This is a genomic window from Pandoraea sp. PE-S2R-1, assembly GCF_002179865.1.
Classification (GTDB): Bacteria; Pseudomonadota; Gammaproteobacteria; order Burkholderiales; family Burkholderiaceae; genus Pandoraea.
This window is the reverse complement of sequence record NZ_NGUR01000010.1, coordinates 710,265-736,513: the sequence shown is the minus strand read 5'-3', so window position 1 is coordinate 736,513 and position 26,249 is coordinate 710,265. Positions and strand designations below refer to the sequence as shown.

Here is a 26,249-nt window from a genome sequence, read left to right as displayed (position 1 = left end):
AAGCTCGACGCACGGCCACTGCTACCGCAGTGGACCTCAAACTGCATACCGAACTTGCCCAGAAGGTGAGCACGGCAATGGCGACGCAAACGCTTGAGACGGGTATCGATCGCTCGATCACGGCCCTGCTCGATCTGCAACAGGACAACGGTCACTGGCTGTTCGAACTCGAAGCCGATTCGACGATTCCGGCTGAGTATGTGCTGCTGCGCCACCATCTGGGCGAGAAGGTCGACGCCGAACTCGAAGCCAAGATCGCCGTCTATCTGCGCCGTATTCAGGGCGAGCACGGGGGCTGGCCGCTGTTCCATCAGGGCAAGTTCGACATGAGCGCGAGCGTGAAGGCGTACTTCGCGCTCAAGATGATCGGTGAGCCGATCGACGCGCCGCACATGGTGCGCGCGCGTGAGGCCATCATCTCGCGCGGCGGTGCGCAGAATTCGAACGTGTTCACGCGCATTCTGCTGGCGCTGTACGGCGTGCTCGAATGGAAGGCAGTGCCGATGATGCCGGTCGAGATCATGCTGCTGCCGAAGTGGTTCCCGTTCCATCTCTCGAAGGTGTCGTACTGGGCGCGCACGGTGATCGTGCCGCTGCTCGTGTTGCAGGCCAAGCGCCCGCTCGCGCGTAACCCCAAGGGTGTGGGCATCGATGAGCTCTTCATCGGCAGCCCCAAGGATGTGGGCCCGCCCAAGCGCGCGCCGCATCAGAGCCGTTTCTGGTTCACGTTCTTCTCAGGTGTCGATCATGTGCTGCGTGCGCTCGATCCGTACTTCCCGAAGTCGCTGCGCAAGAAGTCGATCAAGCGCGCGGTCGAGTTCGTGGAAGAGCGCCTGAACGGTGAAGACGGCCTGGGTGCGATTTATCCGGCAATGGCCAACTCGGTCATGATGTATGACGTGCTCGGGTACCCGGAAGATCATCCGAGCCGCGCGATTGCCCGCAAGTCGGTCGAGAAACTGGTGACGCCGGCCGACGACGAAACGTATGTGCAGCCGTGTCTGTCGCCGGTGTGGGATACGGCGCTCTCGGCGCATGCGCTGCTGGAGACGGGCGACAAGCGCGCCATCGAGCAAGCGGGGAAGGGGCTTGAATGGCTGATCCCGTTGCAGATTCTCGACGTGCGCGGCGACTGGATTTCGCGTCGTCCGAACGTGCGCCCGGGCGGCTGGGCGTTCCAGTTCGCCAATCCCCATTACCCCGACGTGGACGACACGGCCGTGGTGGCGATGGCGATGGACCGCTACGAAAAGCTCGCGGGCAAGTTCGATAACGCTAAGGTCGATCAAGCGGACCCGAAGTCGCAGGCGATGCGCTATGCGATTGATCGCGGCACCGAGTGGGTGATCGGCATGCAGAGCAGCAATGGCGGCTGGGGCGCATTCGAGCCCGAGAACACGCATCTGTATCTGAACAACATTCCGTTCTCCGATCACGGGGCGTTGCTGGACCCGCCGACGGTCGATGTGTCCGCGCGTTGCCTGTCGATGCTGGCGCAGTTGCCGACGTCGCCGGAACGCAAGGCTTCCGCCGATCTGGCGCTCAAGTACATCCTCGACGATCAGGAACCCGACGGTAGCTGGTATGGCCGCTGGGGCATGAATTTCGTGTACGGCACGTGGTCGGCCATGTGCGGTCTGCAAGCGGCGGGCATGCAACCGGAGCATCCGGTGATGGCGCGCGCGGCGAAGTGGCTGCTCTCGATCCAGAACGCCGACGGCGGCTGGGGCGAGGATGGCGACAGCTACAAGCTCGAATACAAGGGCTATGAGGCGGCACCGAGCACGTCGTCGCAAACGGCCTGGGCACTGCTCGGCCTGATGGCGGCGGGCAAGGCGGACGACCCGGCGGTCAAGCGCGGCGTCGACTATCTGCTGAACACGCAGAACGATGAAGGGCTGTGGGACGAAGAGTTGTACACGGCGACGGGCTTTCCGCGCGTGTTCTACCTGCGTTATCACGGCTATCGCAAGTTCTTCCCGCTGTGGGCGCTGGCACGCTATCGCAATCTGACCGTGCGCAACGATTGCCCGGTACCCTGCGGCATGTAATATCGATGCGCGCAATGCGCATCGCACGCTCCGGCGGCAGAGGTTTGCCGTCGGGGCGGTTTCTTCGAAATTCCCTCGGTTTTCTCAAGGCAGGCTAATGAGTCCAACGACGAGTCCAATGACTTCGCCCATCATCGTGGTGACCGGCATGCCCTTCGAAGCCCGCATTGCGCGCGGCAATGGTGTGCGCGTGGTTTGTGCGCAGAACGACACGCTGGCGGACGAACTCGAAGCCGCGATTGCGCAGGGCGCACGCGGGCTGGTGAGCTTCGGGACGGCGGGTGGTCTGGTGCCGGGGGTGAAAGCGGGGCAGTGGATCATCGCGCACAAGGTGCTCGACATGCCCGACAACGCGCGCGAATACGTGTCTTCGATTGTGTGGGCCGACGCACTGCGCCGGGCCTTGCCGGCGGCGCTACGGGCCGATCTGGCAGGCGTGACGGCACCGGTGGTGACGGCCGATGACAAGGCGGCGCTGTGTCGCGAGAGCGGGGCAGCGGCGGCCGATATGGAGTCGCATATCGTCGCGCGGGTGGCGGCGGCGCATGGGCTGCCGTTCGTGGTGGCACGCGTGGTCATCGATCCGGCAGAGCGCTCGCTGCCACCGGCGGCGCTCGCCGGGATGCGGGCCGATGGGTCGGTCAACCTTCTCGGCGTGTTGTGCTCGCTGGCCAAGCATCCGCTGCAACTGCCCGCGCTGATTCGTGTGGGGAAGGATGCGGGCCGGGCGAAGGATGCAATGCGCTACGGCCGTCAGGCCATCACGCTGCGGCTCGGCGATGGATTCGGCGCGGAAGCCGCGAAGATCTGAAGGCGTCGAGTCTCAGCAAAAAAGCCAGTTTGCGTTGTCGGCAAACTGGCTTTTTCTATGGGGCAATGCGCTTTGACGCAGCGTTATACGTCCGAAGACTGTTGCCCGCGTGCTTGCGCGCGTCCTTTCCACATGCCGCCACGACCGCGCCAGTGTTGCAGCGCCGAGTCGAACGTAAAGACGGTGTAGAGCGCTGCCACCAGCGGCAGCATCGGACCGAAGCTCGTCGGCTGGCGGTAGAAGCGCAGCATCGGGACATACGAGATCGTCATCGCCACCCACGCGAAGAACCCCAGCCATTGCGCAATGCCGGAGCCGAAGATCGTCACGGCAGGCGGCACGATGAACGTGAGCAGCAGCGACATGATCGTGCCCGCCAGCAGCACTGGCGAATACTGCAACTGCGCGTAAGCCGTGCGCGAGACCATCTTGCGAATCTCGCCGAGGTTGTCGTACGGGCGCACGCTCATCGCGCGCTCGGTGAGTCCCAGCCAGATCGAACCCTGCTTCTTGAGCAGGCGCCCCATCGCGCAGTCGTCGATGATCTCGTCGCGAATGGCTTCAATACCACCGCCCGCTTCAAGCGACCGGCGATGGATCAGCATGCATCCCCCGGCCGCTGCCGCCATGCGCTTCTTCGGATCGTTGACCCAAGCGAACGGGTAGAGCATCTGGAAGAACAGCACGAACGCCGGAATCAGCGTGCGCTCGAACCACGCCGTGCAGCGCAGCTTCGCCATGAGTGAAACGAGCACGCGATTGTCGCCGGTGGCACGGGTCACGAGATGACGCACGTTGTCGGGCGAGTGAGCGATGTCGGCGTCGGTGTGCAGCAGGTACTCGGGCGCAATGCCGTCGTCGTTGGTTGCCGGATCGCTGGCGAACGATACGCCCTGACGCACGGCCCACATCTTGCCGGTCCAGCCGCCGGGCAGTGGCTGACCGCTCAGGACGTCCACGCGTCGCGTGAGGCCGTCGGCCGCCGCACGGGCCGCTGCTTGGCGCGCCAGATCGGCGGTGCCGTCGTTGCTCTGATCGTCGACGACGACAATGCGCAGACGCCCCGCGTAGTCTTGGCGGCAGAGCGATTCGACTACCTGACCGATCGACTCGGCCTCGTTGCGCGCCGGGATGATCACCGCCACTGTGGGCCAGACATCAGGCACGGGCAGTTGATCTTCGTCGAGATCATCGCGTTCGCGCGCGCGCCAGAAGCCGCCCTGCGAAATCAGCAGATAGATCCAGATGGCCAGCGAGAGCGCGGCGATCCAGCCCAAAACAGTCATGACAAATATCCGGCGGTGCGAAACCAGGCGAGCGCGTCGCGCAGGCCATCAAGGTAGGGACGGGCGGTGTAGCCCAGTTCGCGCTTGGCCTTCTCCGACGAGAAGAACATGTGATAGCGCGACATCTTCAGGCCGTCGACCGTGACGAACGGTTCTTTGCCGGTGAAGCGCGCCACGCCCTGTGCGGCCATCGCGAGCGGGTAGAGCGGCCAGCGCGGCAGTGCCACGGTTGGTGCCTTGCGGCCCACGAGACCGGCAATCGCGGCAAGCATTTCGCGCAGCAACACGTCGTCGCCGCCCAGAATGTAGCGCTCGCCGATGCGGCCACGCTCCAGCGCCAGCAGGTGGCCCTCGGCGCAGTCGTCGACGTGCACGAGGTTGAGCCCGGTATCGACGAACGCCGGAATCTTGCCCTGTGCCGCTTCGACGATGATGCGCCCGGTCGGCGTGGGCTTGATGTCGCGTGGCCCGATGGGCGTGGACGGATTGACGATCACGGCGGGCAGGCCGTCGTTGGCGATCATGCGCTCGACCAGACGCTCGGCCGCGACCTTGCTGCGCTTGTACACGCCAATGGTCGTCGCTTCGTCGTTCGGGGAGGTTTCATCGACCGGGCCGGTCGCGCCTTGCACGCGCAACGTGGCTACGCTGCTCGTGTACACCACGCGCCCGACACCTGCACGCAGCGCGGCTTCCATCACCGTGCGCGTGCCATCGATGTTGGCTCGCATGATGTCGTTGGGATCTTTCGCCCAGAGGCGGTAGTCGGCCGCAACGTGGAGCAGGGCGTCCACGCCGGCGAGTGCGCGCTGCATCGAGGCCGCATCGCGCATGTCGCCTTCGACGACTTCAACGGGCAGGTCGGCGAGGTTCGCGCGCGGGCTGGTGCCACGCACCAGCAGGCGAACCTCGTGACCGCGCGCGAGCGCCGTGCGTGCTACCGCAGAACCGACGAACCCGGAGGCGCCGGTGACCAGCACACGCGACGGCATTTACGCCTTGGCTCGCTTCAGTTCGTCGAGCTTGATCTCGACGTGCTTCGAGAACACATACTCGGCCGGACGTTGCTTGGCGAACGAGACGTCGTCAGCCATCGGGCCTTCGGTACGCACACCCTTGAGGGCAACGCCGAGGGCACGCAGCGGACGCGACAGCGTGTCGTTCACGGCGGTCGCTTCGAAGCCGCTGTGGACCATGCAGTCTGCGCACTTTTCGTAGTTACCCACGCCGTACTTGTCCCAGTCGGTGGTTTCCATCAACTCGGTGTACGTCTTGGCATAGCCTTCGCCGAGCAGGTAGCACGGACGTTGCCAGCCGAACACGGTACGCGTCGGGTTGCCCCACGGCGTGCAGTGATACGTGCGGTTGCCGGCCAGGAAGTCGAGGAACAGGCTCGACTGGCTGAACGTCCAGTCCTTGCCGCCGTTGCCGCGCTTGAGAATGTCGCGGAACAGTTGCTTGGTCTTCGAACGGTTCAGGAAGTGCTGCTGGTCCGGGGCACGTTCGTAGGCGTAGCCCGGCGACACGGTGATGCCGTCCAGACCCATTTCCTTCGTCGTGTCGAAGAACTTGGCAACCTTCTCCGGATCGGCGTTGTTGAACAGCGTGCAGTTGATGTTCACGCGGAAGCCGCGCGACTTCGCCAACTTGATGGCGGCGACGCAACGGTCGTACACGCCGTCCTGGCACACCGACGCGTCGTGCATTTCACGGTCGCCGTCGAGGTGGATCGACCAGACGAAGAACGGGCTCGGCTCGTAATCGTCGATCTTCTTTTCCAGCAGCAGGGCGTTCGTGCAGAGATACACGAACTTCTTGCGCTCGATGATGCCCTTGACGATCTGCGGCATTTCTTTGTGCAGCAGCGGCTCGCCGCCGGCGATCGAGACCACCGGTGCGCCGCATTCGTCCACGGCATCGAGGGCGTCCTTGAGCGAGACGCGCTGATTCAGAATGGGATCCGGATAGTCGATCTTGCCGCAGCCCGAGCAGGCCAGGTTGCAGCGGAAAAGCGGTTCAAGCATGAGCACCAGCGGGTAACGCTTGTTGCCCTTGAAGCGTTGCTTCATGAGGTAGGCGCCAACATACGCCTGTTGCAGGAAGGGGATGGCCAAGTTCGGCTCCTGTTCGTGTTGCGTTAGCCGGCGACCGCGTGTTGCGCGGCGACCGGCTCGTCTTTGGTCAATTCCGACGGCAAGCGGAATTGGATGGTTTCCTCGATGCCGTCCATGAGAGTCACTTCGACGGTGTCGATGCGGCGCAGCGCGTCGATCACGTCTTCGACCATGCGCTCGGGCGCGGACGCCCCGGCAGTAATACCGATGCGGGCCTGGCCGCGAACCCATTCAGGGTTCACTTCCGAGCCGTCGGCCACGAGGTAGCTGGGCAACCCCATTTCCGAGCCGATTTCGCGCAGGCGGTTCGAGTTCGAGCTGTTCGTCGCACCGACCACCAGCAGCACGTCCACGCGCTCGCACAGCTCGCGCACGGCGGTCTGGCGGTTTTGTGTGGCGTAGCAAATATCTTTGGTATTCGGCCCGACGATATTGGTGAAGCGTCGTTGCAGTGCAGCAATGATACCGCGAGTCTCATCGACCGACAGGGTGGTCTGCGTCACGTAGGACACCGGCGTGTTCACCGGCAACGGCAGCAGATCCACGTCGGCTTCGGTTTGCACCAAGTGCACCGGGCCGTCGATCTGGCCCATCGTGCCTTCGACTTCCGGGTGACCGGCGTGACCGATCAGGATGACTTCGCGTCCGGCGGAAACGTAGTTCTTGCCCTGGATATGCACTTTAGTGACGAGCGGGCAGGTGGCGTTCAACACTTTCAAGCCACGAATCTGCGCTTCCTGCTCGACAACGCGGGCAACGCCATGGGCACTGAAAATAGTGACTGCACCCGCCGGGGCTTCGGAAAGCTCGGCGATAAAGCGCGCGCCTTTGGCCTTGAGAGAATCGACCACGTGCTTGTTGTGGACAATCTCATGGCGCACGTAGACCGGCGCGCCGTATTTTTCAAGGGCACGTTCGACGATCTCGATGGCACGTATGACACCCGCACAAAACCCGCGGGGTTGGGCAAGGATGACTTGCATTCAGCTCTCCGGCTCAGGTCGGCCGGGATGGCGGTTTAATCGGGGAGTCCATGTCGTTATTACATTGGCCTCATGGGACTCTCCGCGCCACTTTCGATGGCTCGTCGAGCATGCCCGCGGGGGGACCGCCGTCCGGTCGTTTGACAAGCGACGATTGTAACCGCCGCCGCCAATTATTGCTGGCGACCCCCTGTGGAGAACCGCCAGCACTTGTTACATAAAGATTGACGAATCGGCGCCGATCTGGGCCGAATTTGCGCCGATCGGGTGGCCAATCGGTACAAAGTCCCTGCGAGGAGAGTGGCGGGCCAGGCATCCCGTGCCGGGCCCTTGTTTTTACTTGCCGAAATGCGCGTTCTTTTCGCGCAGATACGCGATCAGGCTGTCCATGCCACCATTGGCAAGGCGGGCCTTGAACTGCGTCTGGTACAGCTGGATGAGCCACGCGTCGGCCACGTTCTCGCCCATCATGTTGATGTCGTAGATCTTCCAGCCCTTGTCGGTCTTGCCCAGACGATAGGCCACCGCGAGCGTATCGCCGGTGCCGTTGACCGTAGCGCCCACGACGGCGTCAGTGCTGCTTGCCGAGACCTTGGCCGGATCGTACTTGAATGTGAGCTGTGAGCCGCGCACTTGCGAGAGTTGCAGGGCGTAGGTGTTCACCAGCAATTGCTGGAACAACTCGAAGACCTGCTGCTGTTGGGCCGGCGTGGCGGCGTCGAAGGCCTTCGTGCCGACGGCGAATCGCGTGGTACGGCGGAAGTCGGTGTAGGGCAGGAAGTCGCGCTCGACCACTTTGGCCGTCGCGACGACATCGCCATCGCGTGCGGCCGGGTCCGCCTTGGCGGCCTTGACGACCGTCTCGACAGCTGTCTTCACCGCGTCGTTGGGATTGGCGCTGTTCGTCTGTGCCCAGACGCCCGATGAAACGGTTGAAAGGGCCATGGTGGCCGCGGCCATTGCCGTCACCAGAAATTTCTTCATACGTAGGAACCCAGCTTCTCTTCGTTGGTTTAAATCGGGTAGGCCGTAGTGTAGTGCACGAGGCCCTGTATACTGCTTCGATTTTGTAAATTCACCGTTTCAATGGCCAGATCGACGGTCTTTATCGCCGATTGGTTCCCGACAGGTCCCGCAAAATTTACCTGATGTCTCAATCGCTTATGCCCAAATGGCGTGAGGCGAGGGGCGCAGGCGGGGGATGACGGGATGGCCGGCGCGGTTGCCTTTCCATTCGTTTTGCATTTCTCTTCCGGAACCGCTACATGCTGACTTCGCTCGTCGTGCGCATCGTCCGTTTTTCGGCGAAGCACGCGTACCCAGTCATCTTCGCCTCGCTGCTGCTGACAGTGGCCAGTTGCGTGTACGTCGCCAAGCACTTCGCGATCAACACCGATGTCTCCAGCTTGATCGACTCGAACACGCCCGCCGCCGAGCGTGGCCGCGAGATCGATCGCGCTTTCCCGCAGAAGGCCGACGTCACGCTGGCCGTCGTGCAGGCGCCCGCCATCGAATTCGCCGACCGCGCCGCCGCTGAACTGGCGGACAAACTTGCCACCGAAAAGGACGTTTTCCGTGCGGTGAGCCGCCCGGGTGCCGGCGAGTTCTTTGCCCGCAACGCGCTGCTGTTCGCATCCGTCGACGATGTGAAGAGCCTGACCAGCAAGCTGGGCGATGCCAAGCCGCTGCTCAACCGGCTCGCCCAAGACCCGAGTCTGACCGGGCTGTCGAATCTGCTCTCCGTGACGCTGCAAACGCCGTTGCTCACCGGTCAGGTCAAGCTGCCGGAGATGGCGCGTCTGCTCGGTAATGCGGCCGATACGACCGAAGCGGTGCTGGCCGACAAGCCCGCTGCGATGTCGTGGCGCGCGCTGGTTGCCCCCGATACCGTAGCGCGCAGCTACGTCGAAGTGCAGCCGGTGCTCGACTACGCAGCGCTCGAAGCCGGTGCCAATGCGGCGTCGCGCATTCGCGCGGCAGCCGCCGATCTGAAGCTCGAAGAACGCTATGGCGCGACGGTGCGCCTGACGGGCCCGCGTCCGCTCTCCGATGAAGAGTTTGCGTCGGTGCGTCAGGACGCCGGCCCCAATGCCGTGATCACGCTGCTGGCCGTGCTGGTGGTGCTGTGGCTCGCGGTGCGCTCGGGCAAGATGATCGTCGCGGTGTTCATCACGTTGCTCGCCGGTCTGGCCATCACGTTCGCGCTTGGCCTGATGATGGTGGGCGCGCTCAACATGATTTCGGTCGCGTTTGCGGTGCTGTTCGTCGGCATCGGCGTGGACTTCGGGATTCAGTTCGGTGTGCGCTATCGCGAGGAACGGCATCGTCTGGGCAACGACGAAGGCGCGCTGCAAGGTGCGCTCGCCGGTGCCGGCAAGGCCATCGCCATGCCGTTGTCGCTGGCCGCAGCGGCCACCGCCGCGAGCTTCTTCTCGTTCCTGCCCACGGACTATCGAGGCGTGTCGGAGCTGGGCCTGATCGCGGGCGTGGGCATTCTGTGCGTGGCCTTCCCGTCGGCGATTACGCTGCTGCCCGCGCTGATCAGCGTGTTCAAGCCGAGTGGTGAAGCAAGCCCGCCGGGCTTTCGCAGTCTGGGCCGGGTCGATGATTTCACCGACAAATACCGTAACCCGCTGCTCTACGGCACGCTGGCACTGGTGATCGCCGGTTTGCCGTTGCTTGCGCATCTGCATTTCGACTTCAACCCGCTGCACCTGAAAGACCCGCATACGGAGTCGATGGCGACGCTGCTCGATCTCGCCAATTCGCCGGAGGCCGGGGTGAACGACGTGCAGTTGCTCGCCGCCAATCTTGACGCCGCCGATGCCGAGGCCGCCAAGCTGCGTGCGGTGCCGGAAATCGGCCGGGTGGTCACGCTTACGACCTTCATGCCGGCCGAGCAGCCGCAGAAGCTCGCTTTGATCGGTGCGGCCGCGACGTCGCTGCTGCCCACGCTCTCGCAAACACCGCTGCCGTCGGTGGCGGACGCCGCGCGCGTGTCGTCGCTCAAGACGGCCGCTGGGCAGTTGGAAGACGCTGCGCTCGATCACCCGGGTGAGGGCGCCAAGGAAGCGCAACGACTCGCCGCCGCACTGCGCAAGCTCGCCGCGGGCGACGCGGCGCTGCGCGACCGTGCCGACCGTGCGATTGCCGGGCCGCTCAAGCTCGCCCTCGGCCAGTTGCGTGAAGCGCTGCAACCGCAAACGGTCACGCGCGAATCGCTGCCGAAGGACATCGTGGCCCAGTGGGTCGCCGCCGACGGACGCGCACTCGTGAACATTTCGCCGCGCGTGGCGAAGGGCGCCGACCCGAGCGACGACGCGATGCTGCGCAAGTTCAGTGCCGCCGTGCTGGCAACGACGCCGGACGCCGTGGGCGGTCCGATTTCGATCCTGCGCTCGGCGGACACGATCATTCGCTCGTTCATCGAAGCGGGTATCTGGGCGCTGTTGTCGATCACGGTGCTGCTCTGGCTCGCGCTGCGTAACTTCGGCGACGTGCTGCGCACGCTCGTGCCGCTGCTGGTGTCGGCGGCCGTGACGCTCGAAATTACCGTGCTGATCGGGTTGCCGCTGAACTTCGCGAACATCATCGCGCTGCCGCTGCTGTTGGGCGTGGGCGTGGCGTTCAAGATCTATTACGTGATCGCGTGGCGTCACGGGCAGACGCGTCTGCTCGCGTCGAGTCTGACGCAGGCCGTCGTGCTGTCCGCAGCGACCACGGGTATTGCGTTCGGCAGCCTCTGGCTGTCGCATCACCCGGGCACGTCGAGCATGGGCAAGCTGTTGGCGCTCTCGCTCGTGTGTACGCTGATCGGCGCGGTGTTCTTCCAGCCGGTGTTGATGGGCAAGCCGCGCGAGAAGGCGGCAGCGAAGACGCCGGGCAAGGTGTAACGCGACATCGCAGACCTGATGGAACAAAGCAAAACGGCACCGAAAGGTGCCGTTTTGCTTTCCCTTAAATGCCGGGAGACTTTCCGCAGATTTATTGCGGCGAAGGCACCGCTTCGACTTTGCCGCCAAGACGTTCGGTGAGGGCACGGCGAATCGATGCCGCGATACCCGCAGCGTCGAGGCCGACCGACGCCAGTTGCTGCGCCGGGGTGCCCTGATCGATGTACTTGTCCGGCAGTCCCAGTTGCAGCACCGGCACCTGCACGCCGTTCGCATTGAGTGCTTCGATGCAGGCGGAACCGGCGCCGCCCATGACGGCCCCTTCCTCCAACGTGACGACGAGATCGTGCGTGCGGGCCATCTCCAGCACGGTGGCGGTATCAAGCGGCTTCACGAAGCGCATGTTCACCACGCTCGCGTCGAACTCGCCGGCCACCTGCTCGGCCAGCGCGACCATCGGACCGAACGCCAGCAACGCCACGCGGCGACCCGCCGGGGCGGCGCTTTGACGGCGCACTTGGGCACGCCCCACGGGCAGCGTCGACAGACCGGCTTCCGGCGTAACACCGGGCCCCGTGCCGCGCGGATAGCGCACCGCGCTGGGGCCGTCGATGCCGAGTGCCGTCTGCAACAACTGGCGGCACTCGTTCTCATCGGCCGGGGTCATCACGACCATGTTCGGGATGCAACGCAGGAACGCGATGTCGTAGGCACCGGCATGCGTGGCGCCGTCGGCACCGACCAGCCCGCCGCGATCGATCGCAAACACGACCGGCAGGTTTTGCAGCGCCACGTCGTGAATCACTTGATCGTAGCCGCGTTGCAGGAACGTCGAATAGATCGCGACGACGGGCTTGAGCCCTTCGGTGGCGAGCCCGCCCGCAAACGTCACCGCGTGTTGCTCGGCGATACCCACGTCGTAGTAGCGCTCCGCAAAGCGCTTCTCGAATTCCACCAGCCCCGACCCCTCGCGCATGGCCGGCGTGATGCCGACAACGCGTGAATCGGCCGCTGCGGCGTCGCAAAGCCATTCGCCGAACACCTGCGTGTAGGTCTTCGGCGCGGCCGTGCCGGGCGCTGCCGGGCGAATGCCTTCGCTCGGATTGAACTTGCCCGGACCGTGATAGAGCACCGGATCGGCCTCGGCGAGCTTGTAGCCGCGACCCTTGCGTGTGACCACGTGCAGGAATTGCGGCCCCTTGAGCGCCTTGATGTTCTCGAGCGCGGGAATCAGCGCATCGAGATCGTGGCCGTCGATCGGGCCCAGATAGTTGAAGCCGAACTCTTCGAACATCGTGCCGGTCGGCGAGACGATCGCCTTGGCGTGTTCTTCGAGCTTGTGTGCGAACTCGCGCATCGGCGCCGGGGCATTGCGCAGCAGGTTGCGCACGCTTTCCTTGCCGGCCGAGTAGAACTGGCCCGACATCAGTCGCGTGAGGTACTGGTTGAGCGCGCCCACCGGTGGCGAGATCGACATGTCGTTGTCGTTGAGCACGACGAGAAACGGCAGGTCCTCGTACACACCGGCGTTGTTCAGGGCCTCGAATGCTTCACCTGCGGTCATGGCACCGTCGCCGATCACGGCAATCGCGTGACGCTTCTCGCCCTTGACCTTGCTGGCAAGCGCCATGCCGAGCGCGGCAGAAATCGACGTGCTCGAGTGGGCCGTGCCAAACGTGTCGTACGGCGATTCGTCGCGCTTCGGAAAGCCCGACAAGCCCTGCCACTGACGCAGCGTGGGCATCGCCTCGCGGCGTCCGGTGAGGATCTTGTGCGGATACGTCTGGTGACCCACGTCCCACACGATGCGATCGTTGGGCGTGTCGAACACGTAATGCAGCGCAATCGTCAGTTCGACCGTGCCGAGGTTCGACGACAGATGCCCGCCGGTGCGCGACACGCTGTCGAGCACGCAGGCGCGCAGTTCATCGGCCAGACGGCGCAGATCGGCGCGCGAGAGCGCGCGCATGTCGGCGGGGGAGCGGAGGGTGGCTAGCAGATCGGCCATGGATGAACGTCCGTCCCCGCGCTTACTTCACCAACCGGGCGAACGACGCCAGCAGGCGATCGATGTCGGCCGACGTGAGGTTGCCCATCGTCGAGATACGGAACAGTTCTTTCGACAGGCCGCCTTGGCCTGCATAGATCACAAAGCCATCGGCCTTGAGCCAGTCGTGCAGACGCGGATAATCCACGCCCGCCGGCAGCTTGTAGGCGCGCAGCACGACCGACGATTCATTCGGCGGCAGCACGGCATCCATGCCCAGCGCGGCCAGTCCGGCACGGGCTTGCTCGGCGAGGGCACCGTAGTGGGCGTGGCGCTTCTGCCAGCCACCGGCCTCGTCGAGTTCGCGCAGTGCTTCGACCAGCGCGTAGTAAGCGTGCACGGACGGCGTGAACGGCGTGTTGCGCTCGGCTTGCAGCTTGGCCAGCCGTGCGATGTCGAGGTAATACGTGCGGCTGAATGCCTTGGCGAGCGCATCCTTGCGCACCATCACGAACGACACGCCCGGCACGCCGTGCACGCACTTGTTCGCAGTCGCCGCAACGGCCACGATGCCGGAGTCGTTGAAATCGATGGCTTCGGCGGCAAAGCTGCTCACGCCGTCGACCAGCAGGTCGATACCACGCTCGCGGCAGGCGCGCGCGATGCCGCCCAGATCGTTCAGGCGGCCCGTGGTCGTCTCGTGGTGGATGATCGCCACGTTGGTGTACGGACGGTCACCGGCGGTGTCCAGCTTGTTGACGATCTGTGCCAGATCCGGAGCCTGCATCCATTCGAAATGGATGACGTCGTGATCGATGCGGTACTGCTTGGCGATCTGCGAGATGCGCTCGCCGTACACACCGTTCTCCACGATCAGCAGGCGGCCGCCTTCGGGCACGAGACCCGCCGTCATGCTTTCGACCGCTGCCGTGCCCGAACCGGTCATCAGCACCGGCGTCCACACCGCCGGGTCCAGACCGTAGACGGCCGTCAGGCGCGCGCGGGCTTCGTCCTGCAAGTCGAAGAACTCGGGCTCGCGGTGGCACAGATCGGGTTGCAGCAGGCTCTTGCGGACACGCTCGGTCAGGGTAACGGGGCCCGGGTTCAGTAACAGCATGGCGAAGCTTCCTCGGCGGATATTGTTATAGGGGGAACGCTCAGGCGCGGGCTTGAGCGATGTGGTCCATCAGACGCGACTTGACGGCTTCCGGCGTGACTTTCGGACGCGGCAGGCCATCGGGCGTGCCGGGGCGCGTGGTCAGGCAGGCGAAGCGCGGGCCGTCGCTCAGGCTCGCCGAACGGCCGTCGAACAATTGTTCGATGACGTCGAGCGTATCGCCTTCCAGTGCGAGTGCATAGCCGCTGGCCGCAGCCACACCGGCGAACGACACCGTCGGCGAGACCGTGGCCTGCGTGCCGGTCGAGTCGTGCGACGCGTTATCGAGCAGCAGATGCACCAGATTCGACGGGCCATAAGCGCCCAGCGTAGCGAATGCACCCATGCGCATCAATGCGGCGCCGTCGCCGTCGACCGCAACCACGCGCAGGTCGGGGCGTGCGAGCGCCAGCCCGAGGGCGAGCGTGGTGACGCAGCCCATCGATCCGACCATGTACAACTGGTTGGCCCGGTCGTCGAGCGCATAGAGTTCGCGTCCGCAAAAACCGGTCGAGGCGAGCACCACCGTGCCGTCGAGCGGTGTATGGGCGATGACGCGCTCCAGCGCATCTCGGCGCGTCGGCAGGTCCGCCGGTGCGACACCGCGCACGAGCGATGCCGGTGCCGGCTGTGCCGGGCGCGTCGGGCGTTCGGTGGGTTGCAGCGGGAACGATGCCACGCTGCCCTTTTGCATCACGAGGGCGTAGGGGCGGCCTGTTTCGTCCATATGACGCACGGCCCGCTCCAGCGCCGGGGCAATCGCTTCCGGCTCGGTCGGGAACAGCTCCCACGGCACTTCCATCAAGTCGAGCATGGCCGGCGTGATCGGGCCCATGAGCGCATGCTGCGGCTCATCGGTGATACCGGGCTGGCCACGCCACGTCACGATCAGCAACTGCGGCAGACGGAACGTCCACGTGAGCGACGTGAGCGGGCTCACGGCGTTGCCGAGGCCCGAGTTCTGCATCATCGTCACGGCGCGCGCACCACGGCCTTCACCGAGGGTGGCGCCCGCCGCGATGGCGACGGCGTCGCCCTCGTTGGCCGCCGACAGGTAATGCAGCGTCGGGTCTTGCAGCACGTAGTTGATGAACGGCGTGAGAAACGAACACGGCACGCCGGTGTACCACGTGAAGCCGTGCTTGCGCGCGGCTTCGACGAACTGACCCGCTTCAATCACCTTGCGTCTCCGTATCGGCACCGCTGAACGGCGTCTGACCATGGGCGAAGTCTGCCGCACGGCGGAATTCTTCCATGTCGTTCACACCGCGCCAGTGGCCGTGCACGTACTGCACGTCGATCTTTGCGCCGTCGGCAACCAACGCGTTGATCAGGTCGGGCACGCCGAGCTGGTCGAAATCGGCGCGGGCCTGAAGCGTCGTGAACACGCGTTGCACTTGCGCGCGGCCTTCGCCACGCACGCCCAGCAGACCGATCCAGCGGCCGTTCGGCGTGCGGCCAGCGTCCGTCGCGTCGCCGCTGATCTTCTCGAGCAGCACTTGCTGGCCGAACAGACCACGATCGTCGCCGGACGAGCAGTACGCGAAGTCGCGCACGCTGGCGTTGGCCGTCGTGGCGGCGGTGGAGTCGACCACCACCGTGATGTCGGCATCGCTCTCGACCAGATCGCGCACGATGTAGCTGCGGAACAGCAGGTCGCCATACGAGATGACGGTGTCGTGTGCGAAGGCATCGCCCACGCGGGCGAGCGAGGCCAGTTCGCCGGTCTCGGCAAAGCGCTCGTTGATGGCCAGCGTGATGCCGGCGGTGTCGATCGCGTCGGCACGGTAGCCGCCGACGACCGTGATGTCGTTCACGTTCTGCTTCTTGAAGCCGTCGACCAGCCAGCGCAGCAGCGGCTTGCCGGCGACCGGCAGCATGACCTTCGGACGGTCCGTCGTCACGCTCTCGAGGTTCTTGCCACGGCTCGCGGCGAGCACGATGGCCGAGCGCGGGGCGTTGGCAGCGGACAGATAGCGGTCTTCGGCTTCGGTGTACTCGTCGGCGTCTTGCAAGCGGAAGATCTCGTCGACGGTCGCGATGCGGTCTTCGACGTTGATGAGCGTCTCGTTGCGATGAATCTCGGCAGCCACGGCCTGCATGGCCGACGTGGCCGAGCGAATCAGATGGTTCGCCCAGATCACGACGCTGATGCCGGCTTCGCGGAACACGTCGGTCGGCGTGCTGTAGTACTTGGTCGGCACGATCACCAGCGGGCAGCGGTTATCCCACTCGCGGGCGAATTGCACGATCTCGTCGGCACGCTTGAGCTTGCTGTGAATCAGAATGGCGTCGGCACCGGCCAGACGATAGGCCTCGGCGCGGCGCAGGGCTTCTTCCATGCCCCAGCCGGCGATCAGTGCTTCGACACGTGCCACGATCGAGAAATCGTCGTCGGCCTGCGAGTCCTTGCCGGCCTTGATCTTGCCGCAGAACTCGTCCATGTCGGCGAGCGGCTGGCGCTCGCCGCCGATGAAGCTGTTGGTCTTCGGGAAGACCTTGTCTTCAATACACACGCCGGCCACGCCGCGTTGTTCGAGCTTGCGCACGAGACGGCGCATGTTGTTGAAGTTGCCGTAGCCGGTGTCGCCGTCGAGCAGGATCGGCAGATCGCTGGCATCGGCCATGAATTCGAGGTTATCGACGACCTGCGTCCAACTGGCTTCGTTGTTGTCGCGCACGCCGAACTGGGCGGAGATCGCGAGACCCGAGGCCCAGATGCCCTTGAAGCCTGCCTCGCGCACGATGCGCGCCGACAGGCCGTTGTGGGCTTCCATCAGGAATTCGAGTTGATTGCTGCGCAGCATGGCGCGCAGTTGCGCCGCGCGCGTGGCGGTCGGCGGCAAGGTGAATGCGTCGGGAGCGTTCATTCGGACACCATCGTGAGCGGTTCGAGTTGCGGCAGCACCTGGTCGGCGGCGCGCTTCACATCTTCAGGGTAGTCAATCTCGATCCACGGGAAACCCGTGACATCGGCGGTTTCGAACTGCGCGCCACGTTCGAGCAGCAGATCGCGCACGGCTTCTTCGTGCGGCATCTTGGCGCGGCCCGATTCGACGTAATCGCGCGTGATTTCTGCCAGTCGCGTGGCCGTGGCTTCATTGAAACGGAAGAAGCCGACCGACTCGCCCACGGTGTCGTATTCGAGGCCGACCATGACCTGCTTGCGCAGTTCAACCGGCACGCCGTCGCGCAGGCACAGCTTGACCGGCTCGTCGCCCACCTCGAAGTCGCGGTCGATGAGCAGACGGTTGGCCGTCTTGCCCGCCACCAGCGCATTGAACATGCGTTGATCGTAGAGCACGTCGGCGTCCATCACGAGCACGTCGCCACCGGCGGTCATCGCAGCGGCGGCCGTGTGCAGCGTGAGCACGCTGCCGAGCTGATAGTCGGGGTTCAGGCAAATCTGCGGACGCGGGGTCCAGTTCAGGCGATCGAGTTCTTCGCTCACCTGTTCATGGTGAAAGCCGAGCGCCAGCACCACGTCGGTGATGCCGACCGCTGCGAGCATGCGCAGATGGCGCTCGAGCAGCGACATGCCGTCGAACTTGAGCAGGCACTTGGGCGACTGCTTGTCTTCGGGCTGGAGCAAACGCAGGCCCATGCCTGCTGCGAGAATGATGGCCCGCATGGTCGGTATCCTTCTTTAGAGCGGTGCAGTATCCGTGGCCGTGGGCAGCGACACGCCTTGTTGCGAGGCGCGCCGGCGGCGCCAGCCACGTTCGGAGAAATGCAGATAGACGAGGCCCGGTACGCCGAGCAACAACTCGCGCGTACGTTTGGCCAGAGACAGGGCCAGCGCGGCATCGGCCGGCAGACCCACGAGCGGAGCGAGCAGCAGATAGCCGCCTTCCTGGACGCCGAGCGAGCCCGGCACGAAGAACGCGGCACCACGAATCGCCTGCCCGAGACTTTCGAGCAACATGGCGTCGACCCAGCTCACCGGGTGGCCGATGAATTGCAGGATCAGCCAGACTTCGGCCGTGCCCACGATCCAGCCCACCAGACTGAGTGCGAAGCTCGCCAGCACCTGACGGCGCTGGCCGTACATGCGCTGCACGATTTCGTCGACGGCGTCGGCCCGGTCGAGCAGGGACGACCAGTCGCGCTTGGACGACATTTTCGAGAGCATGCGAAACGCCCAGCCGAAGAGGCCGCGACGTTGCGCGATGTAGAACGCGTAGAGCAGGGCGGAGATCAGGGCCGTGGCGAGCAACATCGGCACCCACAGGCCGCCGTTGCTGTCATGGGTGGCACTGATGCCGAAGACGGCCAGACCGAGCAACGCGAAGACGATCTGCGCGACGGCCTGCAAGGTGGTGCTCACGGTAATGGCGGCGGCGGCTTCGCGCCCGGCCATTCCGCTTTGCTTCATCTGACGCACCATCGCAATCGGACCACCGATCTGACCGGCCGGCAGCAGGCTGTTGACCGACTCGCCGACCCAGCGCGTGAGAACCGCGCGGCGCAGCGAGCACGATTTCGCGACCAGCACCTGAATGGCGGCGGCGTCGAGCACCAGCGGCACGATGTGGAAGGCGGCGATGGGCAGCAGTCCCCAGCCGGCCATGGCCAGCGTAGACATCACCGAGCCCGTTCCCTGCCAGATGAGCAGGGCGACGAACAGGGCGATACCGAGGGTCAGAGATACGATGGCAGTCCGGTTCATTTAGCGCTTCGTCCGTTGCAATACCTGACGAAACACTTGCCGGAAACCGAAGTAAGCGATGGCGTCCTTCATATTCGATATGAAGCGCTGCCAAGTGCCCATGCGCGGGTCGGTCACATACTCGAACGTGAGCGAGATGCGCTCCTCGTTGTCGCCGAGCGGCGTGATCCGGTGATGCAGTTTGTCCCCGTCGAAGAACACCAGCGCGCCCGGCGGATACGCCACGGCGCCATCGACTTGCGGCGCGCCCGAATTGCGCGTGTGAAGTCGGTACTCGAGCTTGCAGCTCGATTGGTCCACCACGCCAAGCAGCAGCGTATAACGGCGGCCCTTGTAGTAGGAGGTGTCATAGTGCCAGCCGATGTGATCGCCCGGACGCGTGTAGTAATACAGCGCGTACGCGTGCGGGTCTTCCTTCGGCGACGGCAGCAGTTTTTCGCCGGCCAGACGCTCGAGAAAACGCATCAGGGCAGGCGAGCGATACAACTCGGCCACGAACGGGGCAAGCTCGTCGAGCGTGTGACGGCTGACGCTGCCACCCTGTTTGTGGCCGGGCAGATAGTTGCGGTTCACGTTCGGCGTGACCGCGCGCGCAGCGGCGATCAACTGATCGGTGACCGTGCGCGGTAAAAATTTTTCGAGATAGATGAACGCGTCTTGCGACTTGAACTCGGACGTGACCGCGTCGAAGTCGATGGCGTCCATTGCACGCTCGATTTCAGCGTCGGCCGCAAAGGCGGCCGGGGCCAGCGGGGCCGATGGGGCCGCCTGTGCAGGGGCAAGGGCAGCAGCGCTCGTGGCCGTCGTGTCGGTCATGTCAGTCGTGGTGTTCGTGTGGTTGTTTGTCTGGGGCTGCGCGGGCAACGGGCGGCGCATCACGCGCACGTAATCGGCGACGACCAGCAAGGCGAACAGCGGTGCGCCGATGGCGGCAGCGATCAGGAAACCGCGCGTGCCGTCGAACAGCGTGACGAGCGGCATCAGATAAAGCACGTCTTCCGTCTCGAAGCCACCGACCGAGGCTTGCTTCGTGCCGGCCTTGCCCACGCGGTCTTCGATGCGCATGCGCAGGAAGAAGATCAACGCGACGGCTACACCGGCCATCCAGCCGAGCACCGATGCGGATACCGGCAGGCTGCCCGGCGCCATCGCTTCGACACCCATGCCGATGCCGCCGAAGAGCAGCACGGTCACGAACGCATCCGACCCGAGGTCATACAGATGGCCGAAACGGCTCGTCTTGCCGCTCACGCGTGCGAGTTCGCCATCGGTGTGATCGATGAAGTTCGACAGCACGAGCAGCACTGCGCCCAGGTTGGCCATCGCATAGCCGCCCTTTGCGAACGCCCACGCACAGGCCAGCCCGACGATCAGACGCAGGGTGGTCAGATGGTTCGGACTGACGCGCGTATTGATGAGCGGCGTGACCATCCAGCGGGCGAGCCGGGCGTCGTATTGACGCGGACGCGGCGGTACCGGGCGTGCAGTTTTGCTTGTGGCGGGCGCAGCAGAAGGCGCCGAAAAGAGTTTCGGTATCGTTTCCATGAGGGGGGAATATATACCCATAAGGCGGTCATGTGCAGTGCACCTGAAACGCCTGTATTAACTGTGACAACGCGCGACAACGTTGGCGCTCACGGGCATTGACGCGCGTGAATTGAGACGTATTGACGCATGCGATTGGTGCCGAAGGCCGTGCTTAATACCTTAGGTTATAAGCGCGGCGAATTCGCGATTATATTCCGCAATAGTCTGTTTCGCTTTGGCACACAGTCTGCGCGTCGTTTTGACGCACTGCGCGGGAGAATGCCGCCGCAATCCGACGCAGAATGGCAAAAAACGCCGCAATTCGTTATTTTTCGCGGGATAAAACGACTTGAGTTCGGGATAGCGGCGCGTTGCGGTTACGCGGATAATGGCGATCCCGTTGGTCATTTTCGCGGTGTTATCCGACCGCATTCCCCATATGTCCCAAACGATTGCCATTCTTACCGGTGCCTCGCGTGGCCTCGGCGCGTCGCTCGCCCGTGGTCTGCTTGCCCCCGGCACGCATCTCGTCACGCTGGCACGTCGCACGGACGACGACCTTGCCGCTCTCGCCCGCGAGCAGGGCGTCACCCTTGAACAGGTGCCGGTCGACCTGTCGGATGCCGACGCCGCTGCGAGTGTTGCCGAGCGCATTTTCGCGTCGCTCCCGCGTGACGCGTCGCGTTATCTGCTGATCAACAACGCCGGGACGGTCAACCCGGTGGCGAATACGGCGGCCCTGACGGACGTTGCAGCGATTGGTGCCGCGTTCACACTCAACGTGACGGCCGTGATGGTGCTGACCGCTCGCTTTCTCGCCGCCACACAAGGCCTGAGCGCCCGCCGCCAGATCGTGAACATCTCCTCCGGCGCCGGTCGCAATCCGAATGCCGGTTGGGGCGTGTACTGCGCGACGAAGGCTGCACTGGATATGTATACGCGTGTGGTCAACGCGGAACATCGCGAGCAAGGCGTGCAAGCCGTGTCGATGGCGCCGGGCGTGGTCGATACCGGCATGCAGGAAACGATTCGCAGCAGCAGCGTCGAGAGCTTCCCGGCGTTGGCACGTTTTCAGGAAATGAAGGCCGCTGGCAAGCTGTCGACGCCGGACGACGTGGCGCGCCGCATTCTTGCCTATACCGAGCGCGACGACTTCGGTCAGACCGAGATCGACGACATCCGCAACTACAGCTAAAACAGCCAAGACGCTAACGCCCGGGCGGCGGATCGCTCACCCGGGTGCAGAAAGTCGAAAGGCACCGGCCGGCATTTGCCGGACCGGTGCCTTTTCGTTTGGGTACGAGACTTCCGCACCGACGTGGGCGTTACTGTTCCGTGCTGGTGATGAAGACACCCCCGTTGCGCTCCGGCGCAAACAGGATGAGCGTGGGCGCATGGATGTCGAAGGCGCGTTCGCAGGCTTCGTTATAAGAGTCGAATTGCACCGCCCAAGCGCCATTTCGCACGTAGCAGTGCGTGATGGTGTCGGTACGGCGGTCGAATTCCTGCCCGAGAAACACGCCTTGGGTGTAACACCAGACGACGAAGCCGTGAAAATCGGCCTGCTCCGGGGCCCGAAACACACGCCAGCGGGCGTCGTCCCGCCCCGATTGACGCCCCGTCGCGCCAGCGGCCCAACGCTCGAACCCGTCATGCCGTTTGTGTGGCTCCATTGTTGTAATCCCCCTTTATGATGAAACGCCTTCTGAGTGTCGAGAACCGACACCCCCGGGCGTTTTTTCATAGTCGGAAGTTGTTCCCGGTATTTCCATCAGGCAATTCCGAAAAGCGGCAGGGAATTTCTCCAAAGAACTTCGACTGGCGCCTTCCCTCGGCACGCTGTCGGCCACCTCAGCGTGCCGGTCTCAGTCGTAGTGAATCGCCAGCCAGACCGTGGCTTCGCCCTGTGCCGTCCATTCGACGCGGTGACGGCGGTGCGCGGCAACGGTCACGGCGTCGCCCGCACGCAGCGTCAGCGTCTGATCGGGGGCATCGGCGAAGGCCAGTCCGGCCGAGCCGCTGAGCACCACTACCCACTCATGTTGCGGCTGGTCGTACCAAAAGCCCGGCGGCGATGCCTGACCGGTGGAGACAATGCGCTCGACGCGCATACCCGGGCGCGCGATCAGCGTATCGAACTGCTCCGCCGCCGCCGGATCGGGGCGGGCGGGCAGACCGGCGAAAAGACAGGTGTCGGGCAGTAGTGGCGATGCCATACGTTCTATAGGTTCCGTGCGTTCCACGCGTTCATTCATCGGACGAGGGTAGAAAGCGTACACGGCGAACGTCAGTCGTCGAGGTTCTCGTGCACGGCGGCGTCCCCGCGACGCCAGTAGGAGGCTGCCTTGACCCACTTCGGATTGAGTCCGCGCTCGCCGACCAGATGCTGGCGCACGGCTTTCGCGACGCCGGATTCAGCCGCGACCCACGCGTGCAGATCACCGGCAGGCAGGGTGGCGACCTTCAACGCGTCGATCAGCGCAGTGCTTTCGCCCGCGGGCGTGCCTTCGCGGTAGATCCACTCCACCACGACGTCGGCTTCGCTCGTGAAACGCAGCCGGTCTGCCGGGCTGTCGACTTCCGCAAAAACGAAGACGAGCGCGCCCGCCGGCAACTCGGCGAGACGGCGTGAAATGGCCGGCAGTGCCGTGTCGTCACCGATCAGCACGTAGCCGTCGAAGTTCATCGGAATGACGAACGAGCCGCGCGGGCCGCCGACACCAAGACGGTCGCCCGGCTTGGCGGAGCGTGCCCACTGCGTGGCGGGACCGGATTCATGCATGGCGAAATCGATGACCAGCGTTTTGGTTTCGGCATCGAAGCGGCGCGGCGTGTAGTCGCGCATGAGACGAGGGGCATCTCCGGGCGCGGGCTTGCCGACCCCTTCCGGGCCGACCTGCGGCATCGACAATTCACCGGTCTCGGGGTTCGGGAAGAACAGTTTGACGTGGTCGTCGAAGCCCGGGCTGGTGAACCCTTCAAGATCATTACCGCCAAGCGTCACGCGAAGCATATGCGGCGTGATCGATTCCACGCTGCGCACTTCCAGCAGGCGCATGCGCAGTTCGTGGCGCACGCGGCGCGGCGTGCGATCGAGGGTGGCGTTCAGTGCAGCGTTGTCTTGCATCAAAGTCGCTCCAGTTGTTGTGCGGCCGCGTCGAGAATCGCGGCGAACGCGTTGGCTTGCTCGGTCGAGAGCGGCTCGCCGCCCAGACGCAAGTGAACCGCATATTTGAAGTTGTGCAGCGCGCGCATGACTTGCGGCGGCATGTCTTCCGAACGCTCGCGGCGCGTGGCCAGCCGCGCGAGCAGCTCGGTGACGGCCGCTTCGTTCTCGGCCAGGTATTCACGCCCGGCGTCGGTGATTTCGTACGATTTGCGCTGACTTTCGCCGGTGCCTTCCTGCACGCGGATGTAGCCCATCTCGTCGAGCAGTGTGAGCGTCGGATACACCACGCCGGCGCTCGGGCTGTACGTCCCGTTCACGCTTTCTTCGATGGCCTTGATGAGTTCGTAGCCGTGACGCGGTTGCTGCGCGATCAGGTGCAGCAGCACCATGCGCAACCCGCCGTGGCTGAAGAGCCGGCCACCGCCGCGTCCGGCCCGGCCACCGCGCTCGCCGCGGCCCTCGCCATCACCCCGGCTCCGGCGGCCTTCGCCGAAACCGTCGCCCATTCCTTCGCCGCTTGCGCGACGGCCATGACGCTCGCCGCGGCGCTCGTCAAAATCCATGCTATCCAAGCCCAGCGGGCCTCGGCCCATGAAATCGCCTCGTGATCCACGCATGATGCGACCCCTTCAGATGTAGTTAAGATGTGTTTACGATATATCTAAATTGCATCTAAACCAAGTTTTTTGTCGGATGACCATAAGAAAAGTAGGGGAATTCGGCGGAGGGGCGGCGCTGACGCCGGGGCGCGCGAATGCCCCGGCGTCAATGCGGGATTGAGCGAGGGAGCGGGGAGGGGCGTAGGTGAGTCAGCGGGCGAGTACGCGGATGCGGGCCGTCGAAACGACAGCCCCGTAGCGATGGTTACTGCGCCGGATGACTCAACAACTGTCCGAGGAAGTTGCGAGTCTTCTCGTGTTGCGGCGCATCGAAGAACTGGGCGGGCGGCGCTTGCTCCACGATCTTGCCGTCGGCCATGAAGATGACGCGATCGGCCACACGGCGCGCGAAACCCATCTCGTGGGTGACGCACAGCATCGTCATGCCGTCTTCGGCCAGACCGATCATTGTGTCGAGCACTTCCTTGACCATTTCGGGATCGAGTGCGGACGTCGGTTCGTCGAACAGCATGATGCGTGGCGTCATGCACAGCGCGCGTGCAATGGCGACGCGCTGTTGTTGGCCGCCTGACAACTGACTCGGATACTTGTGCGCCTGTTCCGGGATGCGCACGCGCGTGAGGTATTGCATGGCGAGCGCCTCCGCATCGGCGCGCGAAAGCTTGCGCGAGCGCATCGGTGCCAGCGTGCAGTTCTGCAAAATCGTCAGATGCGGGAAGAGATTGAATTGCTGGAACACCATGCCGACTTCCTGCCGGACGGAGGCCACATTGGCGCCGCCGGCCGTGAGGTCGATGCCGTCGACCACGATACGTCCGCGCTGCACCGGCTCCAGCCGGTTGATGCAGCGAATGAGCGTCGATTTGCCGGAGCCCGACGGCCCGCAAATGACGATGCGCTCGCCCGCTGCAACACGCAGATCGATCTCAGTGAGCACCTGAAACTGCCCGAACCACTTGCTCACGCCATCGAGTTCGATGATCGGTCCGGGCGATGCATCGCCCGGACCGCTTGCAGGATCGCTCATCTGGCTTGCATTCACGTCGCTCATTGCAGTTTCGGCAGATCGGTATCGAGCCACTTGCGGTAGAGCTTGTTCAACTCGCCGTTCGCCGTGTTGCGCGTCACGAAGTCGTTCACGGCGGCGAGAAGCTCGGGCTGGTTCTGGCGCAGCGCGATGCCCATGGACTGCTGCAACAGATTGAACTTGGGTTCGTACTGTCCCGGCGCACGCTGGCGAATCGCGCCGGCCACTGTCACCGAGCAGCCGATGGCATCGACCTGACCGGAGAGCAGCGCCTGCATGGCGGAGGCGTCGTCGTCGAAGCGGCGGATTTCCGTGCCCTCGGGCGCGGTCTTGGTGACCGCCACATCCTGCGTGCTCGCGCGTGCCACGCCGACACGCAGGCCTTTCAGATCGGCGGCGGCCTTGATCGGCGCACCGACTTTGCCGAGCAGCACGATCGTTGCGGCGGCGTAAGGCTTCGAGAATTGCACCTGTTTGGCGCGCTCCGGCGTGATGGCCAGCGACGCGACGAGCACATCGACCTTGCCCGTCAGCAGGAACGGGATGCGATTTGGCCCGGTGACCGGCACGATATTGACCTTCACGCCGAGGTCTTTCGCGAGCAGTTTGGCCACGTCGGCGTCGTAGCCGTCGGGCTGATTCTGCGCATTCGTGGTGCCGTACGGCGGAAAGTCGACCAGCATGCCGACGTTGATGGCACCCTTCTTCTTGATGTCGGCCACGCTTTGCGCGTGCGCGGGCGTCGTGAACAGCGACAGCGTGCCGGTGAGCAGACTGCCGAGCGTGCCGCCCAGCGAACCGGCAAAACCAGCAGGCATCGCCGCGATGCCGACGGTGGTGATGAAATGGCGGCGCGAGGTCGTGGTCGCTTTCGTGCGCGGTTCGTTGGCCGGGTGCACGCGGCGCTGCGAAGGCGGCGTCGTCGAGGGAGGGGTTTTGCGCGTCATGCTGAATCT

Annotated in this window: 23 protein-coding genes and 1 pseudogene; 4 read left to right on the top strand and 20 right to left on the bottom strand. The window is 64.4% G+C overall.

Annotated features, from left to right (window positions below; genetic code table 11):
* Window positions 1-77 precede the first annotated feature (77 nt).
* Both shc and CDV44_RS13755 read left to right on the top strand, forming a co-directional pair.
* Window positions 78-2,051: a squalene--hopene cyclase gene (shc, locus tag CDV44_RS13760; protein ID WP_087688764.1), complete on the top strand. Its 1,974-nt coding sequence runs from the start codon at window positions 78-80 to the stop codon at window positions 2,049-2,051.
* A gap of 118 nt (window positions 2,052-2,169) precedes the next feature.
* Window positions 2,170-2,862, top strand: coding sequence for a phosphorylase (locus CDV44_RS13755; RefSeq protein WP_249277538.1), 693 nt, complete (start codon window positions 2,170-2,172; stop codon window positions 2,860-2,862).
* An 83-nt stretch (window positions 2,863-2,945) separates the two neighbouring features.
* Here CDV44_RS13755 and CDV44_RS13750 read toward each other — a convergent pair whose 3' ends face one another.
* The 5 genes from CDV44_RS13750 to CDV44_RS13730 form a co-directional block, all read right to left on the bottom strand.
* Complete coding sequence (locus CDV44_RS13750) at window positions 2,946-4,148, bottom strand: glycosyltransferase (RefSeq protein WP_087688493.1); 1,203 nt, start codon at window positions 4,146-4,148, stop codon at window positions 2,946-2,948.
* A complete protein-coding gene (gene hpnA / locus CDV44_RS13745) occupies window positions 4,145-5,140 on the bottom strand; it encodes a hopanoid-associated sugar epimerase (RefSeq protein ID WP_087688492.1) in 996 nt (331 codons plus the stop codon). The genes CDV44_RS13750 and hpnA overlap by 4 nt, the downstream gene beginning before the upstream one ends.
* Window positions 5,141-6,262: an adenosyl-hopene transferase HpnH gene (gene hpnH, locus CDV44_RS13740; RefSeq protein WP_087688491.1), complete on the bottom strand. Its 1,122-nt coding sequence runs from the start codon at window positions 6,260-6,262 to the stop codon at window positions 5,141-5,143. It abuts the gene before it with no gap.
* Between the two features lie 23 nt (window positions 6,263-6,285).
* Window positions 6,286-7,245: a 4-hydroxy-3-methylbut-2-enyl diphosphate reductase gene (ispH, locus tag CDV44_RS13735; protein ID WP_058379718.1), complete on the bottom strand. Its 960-nt coding sequence runs from the start codon at window positions 7,243-7,245 to the stop codon at window positions 6,286-6,288.
* Between the two features lie 336 nt (window positions 7,246-7,581).
* Window positions 7,582-8,229 (bottom strand): phospholipid-binding protein MlaC, encoded by a 648-nt coding sequence (locus CDV44_RS13730; RefSeq protein WP_087688490.1) that lies wholly within the window; start codon window positions 8,227-8,229, stop codon window positions 7,582-7,584.
* Window positions 8,230-8,510: 281 nt separating this feature from the next.
* Between CDV44_RS13730 and CDV44_RS13725 the strand changes: the two genes are divergently transcribed.
* A complete protein-coding gene (locus CDV44_RS13725) occupies window positions 8,511-11,138 on the top strand; it encodes an MMPL family transporter (RefSeq protein ID WP_087688489.1) in 2,628 nt (875 codons plus the stop codon).
* Between the two features lie 91 nt (window positions 11,139-11,229).
* Here CDV44_RS13725 and dxs read toward each other — a convergent pair whose 3' ends face one another.
* From dxs to CDV44_RS27815, 9 genes and pseudogenes are all read right to left on the bottom strand, one after another.
* Window positions 11,230-13,146: a 1-deoxy-D-xylulose-5-phosphate synthase gene (dxs, locus tag CDV44_RS13720; protein WP_087688488.1), complete on the bottom strand. Its 1,917-nt coding sequence runs from the start codon at window positions 13,144-13,146 to the stop codon at window positions 11,230-11,232.
* A gap of 22 nt (window positions 13,147-13,168) precedes the next feature.
* On the bottom strand, window positions 13,169-14,242 hold the full coding sequence (locus CDV44_RS13715) for a 2-aminoethylphosphonate aminotransferase (protein WP_058379714.1): 1,074 nt from the start codon (window positions 14,240-14,242) through the stop codon (window positions 13,169-13,171).
* 40 nt (window positions 14,243-14,282) lie between these two features.
* A complete protein-coding gene (gene aepY / locus CDV44_RS13710) occupies window positions 14,283-15,461 on the bottom strand; it encodes a phosphonopyruvate decarboxylase (RefSeq protein ID WP_058379713.1) in 1,179 nt (392 codons plus the stop codon).
* Window positions 15,454-17,151 carry a phosphoenolpyruvate mutase gene (aepX, locus tag CDV44_RS13705; RefSeq protein ID WP_058379712.1) on the bottom strand — a complete coding sequence of 566 codons (1,698 nt, stop codon included), beginning with the start codon at window positions 17,149-17,151 and terminating at the stop codon, window positions 15,454-15,456. The genes aepY and aepX overlap by 8 nt, the downstream gene beginning before the upstream one ends.
* The gene (locus tag CDV44_RS13700; RefSeq protein ID WP_087688487.1) at window positions 17,148-17,912 is read right to left on the bottom strand and encodes an NTP transferase domain-containing protein; all 765 of its coding nucleotides are present in this window, start codon (window positions 17,910-17,912) and stop codon (window positions 17,148-17,150) included. The genes aepX and CDV44_RS13700 overlap by 4 nt, the downstream gene beginning before the upstream one ends.
* Before the next feature lie 15 nt (window positions 17,913-17,927).
* Window positions 17,928-18,950, bottom strand: coding sequence for a flippase-like domain-containing protein (locus tag CDV44_RS13695; protein WP_087688486.1), 1,023 nt, complete (start codon window positions 18,948-18,950; stop codon window positions 17,928-17,930).
* Window positions 18,951-19,766 carry a 2OG-Fe(II) oxygenase gene (locus tag CDV44_RS13690; protein WP_087688763.1) on the bottom strand — a complete coding sequence of 272 codons (816 nt, stop codon included), beginning with the start codon at window positions 19,764-19,766 and terminating at the stop codon, window positions 18,951-18,953. It abuts the gene before it with no gap.
* Between the two features lie 234 nt (window positions 19,767-20,000).
* Window positions 20,001-20,381, bottom strand: a pseudogene (locus CDV44_RS28735) (CDP-alcohol phosphatidyltransferase family protein); the annotation flags it as partial.
* A 276-nt stretch (window positions 20,382-20,657) separates the two neighbouring features.
* Window positions 20,658-20,885, bottom strand: coding sequence for a hypothetical protein (locus tag CDV44_RS27815; RefSeq protein ID WP_141118734.1), 228 nt, complete (start codon window positions 20,883-20,885; stop codon window positions 20,658-20,660).
* 31 nt (window positions 20,886-20,916) lie between these two features.
* Between CDV44_RS27815 and CDV44_RS13680 the strand changes: the two genes are divergently transcribed.
* Window positions 20,917-21,672 carry an SDR family oxidoreductase gene (locus CDV44_RS13680; RefSeq protein ID WP_087688762.1) on the top strand — a complete coding sequence of 252 codons (756 nt, stop codon included), beginning with the start codon at window positions 20,917-20,919 and terminating at the stop codon, window positions 21,670-21,672.
* A 130-nt stretch (window positions 21,673-21,802) separates the two neighbouring features.
* On the opposite strand, the gene CDV44_RS13675 is transcribed toward CDV44_RS13680, so the two are convergent.
* From CDV44_RS13675 to CDV44_RS13650, 6 genes are all read right to left on the bottom strand, one after another.
* Window positions 21,803-22,150, bottom strand: a complete 348-nt coding sequence (locus tag CDV44_RS13675; RefSeq protein WP_087688485.1) for a hypothetical protein — start codon at window positions 22,148-22,150, stop codon at window positions 21,803-21,805.
* Window positions 22,151-22,342: 192 nt separating this feature from the next.
* Window positions 22,343-22,693 carry a cupin domain-containing protein gene (locus CDV44_RS13670; RefSeq protein ID WP_087688484.1) on the bottom strand — a complete coding sequence of 117 codons (351 nt, stop codon included), beginning with the start codon at window positions 22,691-22,693 and terminating at the stop codon, window positions 22,343-22,345.
* Between the two features lie 71 nt (window positions 22,694-22,764).
* Window positions 22,765-23,604, bottom strand: a complete 840-nt coding sequence (locus tag CDV44_RS13665; RefSeq protein WP_087688483.1) for a siderophore-interacting protein — start codon at window positions 23,602-23,604, stop codon at window positions 22,765-22,767.
* Window positions 23,604-24,263, bottom strand: coding sequence for a PadR family transcriptional regulator (locus tag CDV44_RS13660; protein ID WP_087688482.1), 660 nt, complete (start codon window positions 24,261-24,263; stop codon window positions 23,604-23,606). Before CDV44_RS13660 ends, CDV44_RS13665 begins: the two co-directional genes overlap by 1 nt.
* Before the next feature lie 247 nt (window positions 24,264-24,510).
* Window positions 24,511-25,317 (bottom strand): amino acid ABC transporter ATP-binding protein, encoded by an 807-nt coding sequence (locus CDV44_RS13655; RefSeq protein ID WP_371328758.1) that lies wholly within the window; start codon window positions 25,315-25,317, stop codon window positions 24,511-24,513.
* A complete protein-coding gene (locus tag CDV44_RS13650; protein ID WP_371328757.1) occupies window positions 25,314-26,240 on the bottom strand; it encodes a transporter substrate-binding domain-containing protein in 927 nt (308 codons plus the stop codon). The genes CDV44_RS13655 and CDV44_RS13650 overlap by 4 nt, the downstream gene beginning before the upstream one ends.
* Window positions 26,241-26,249 lie beyond the last annotated feature (9 nt).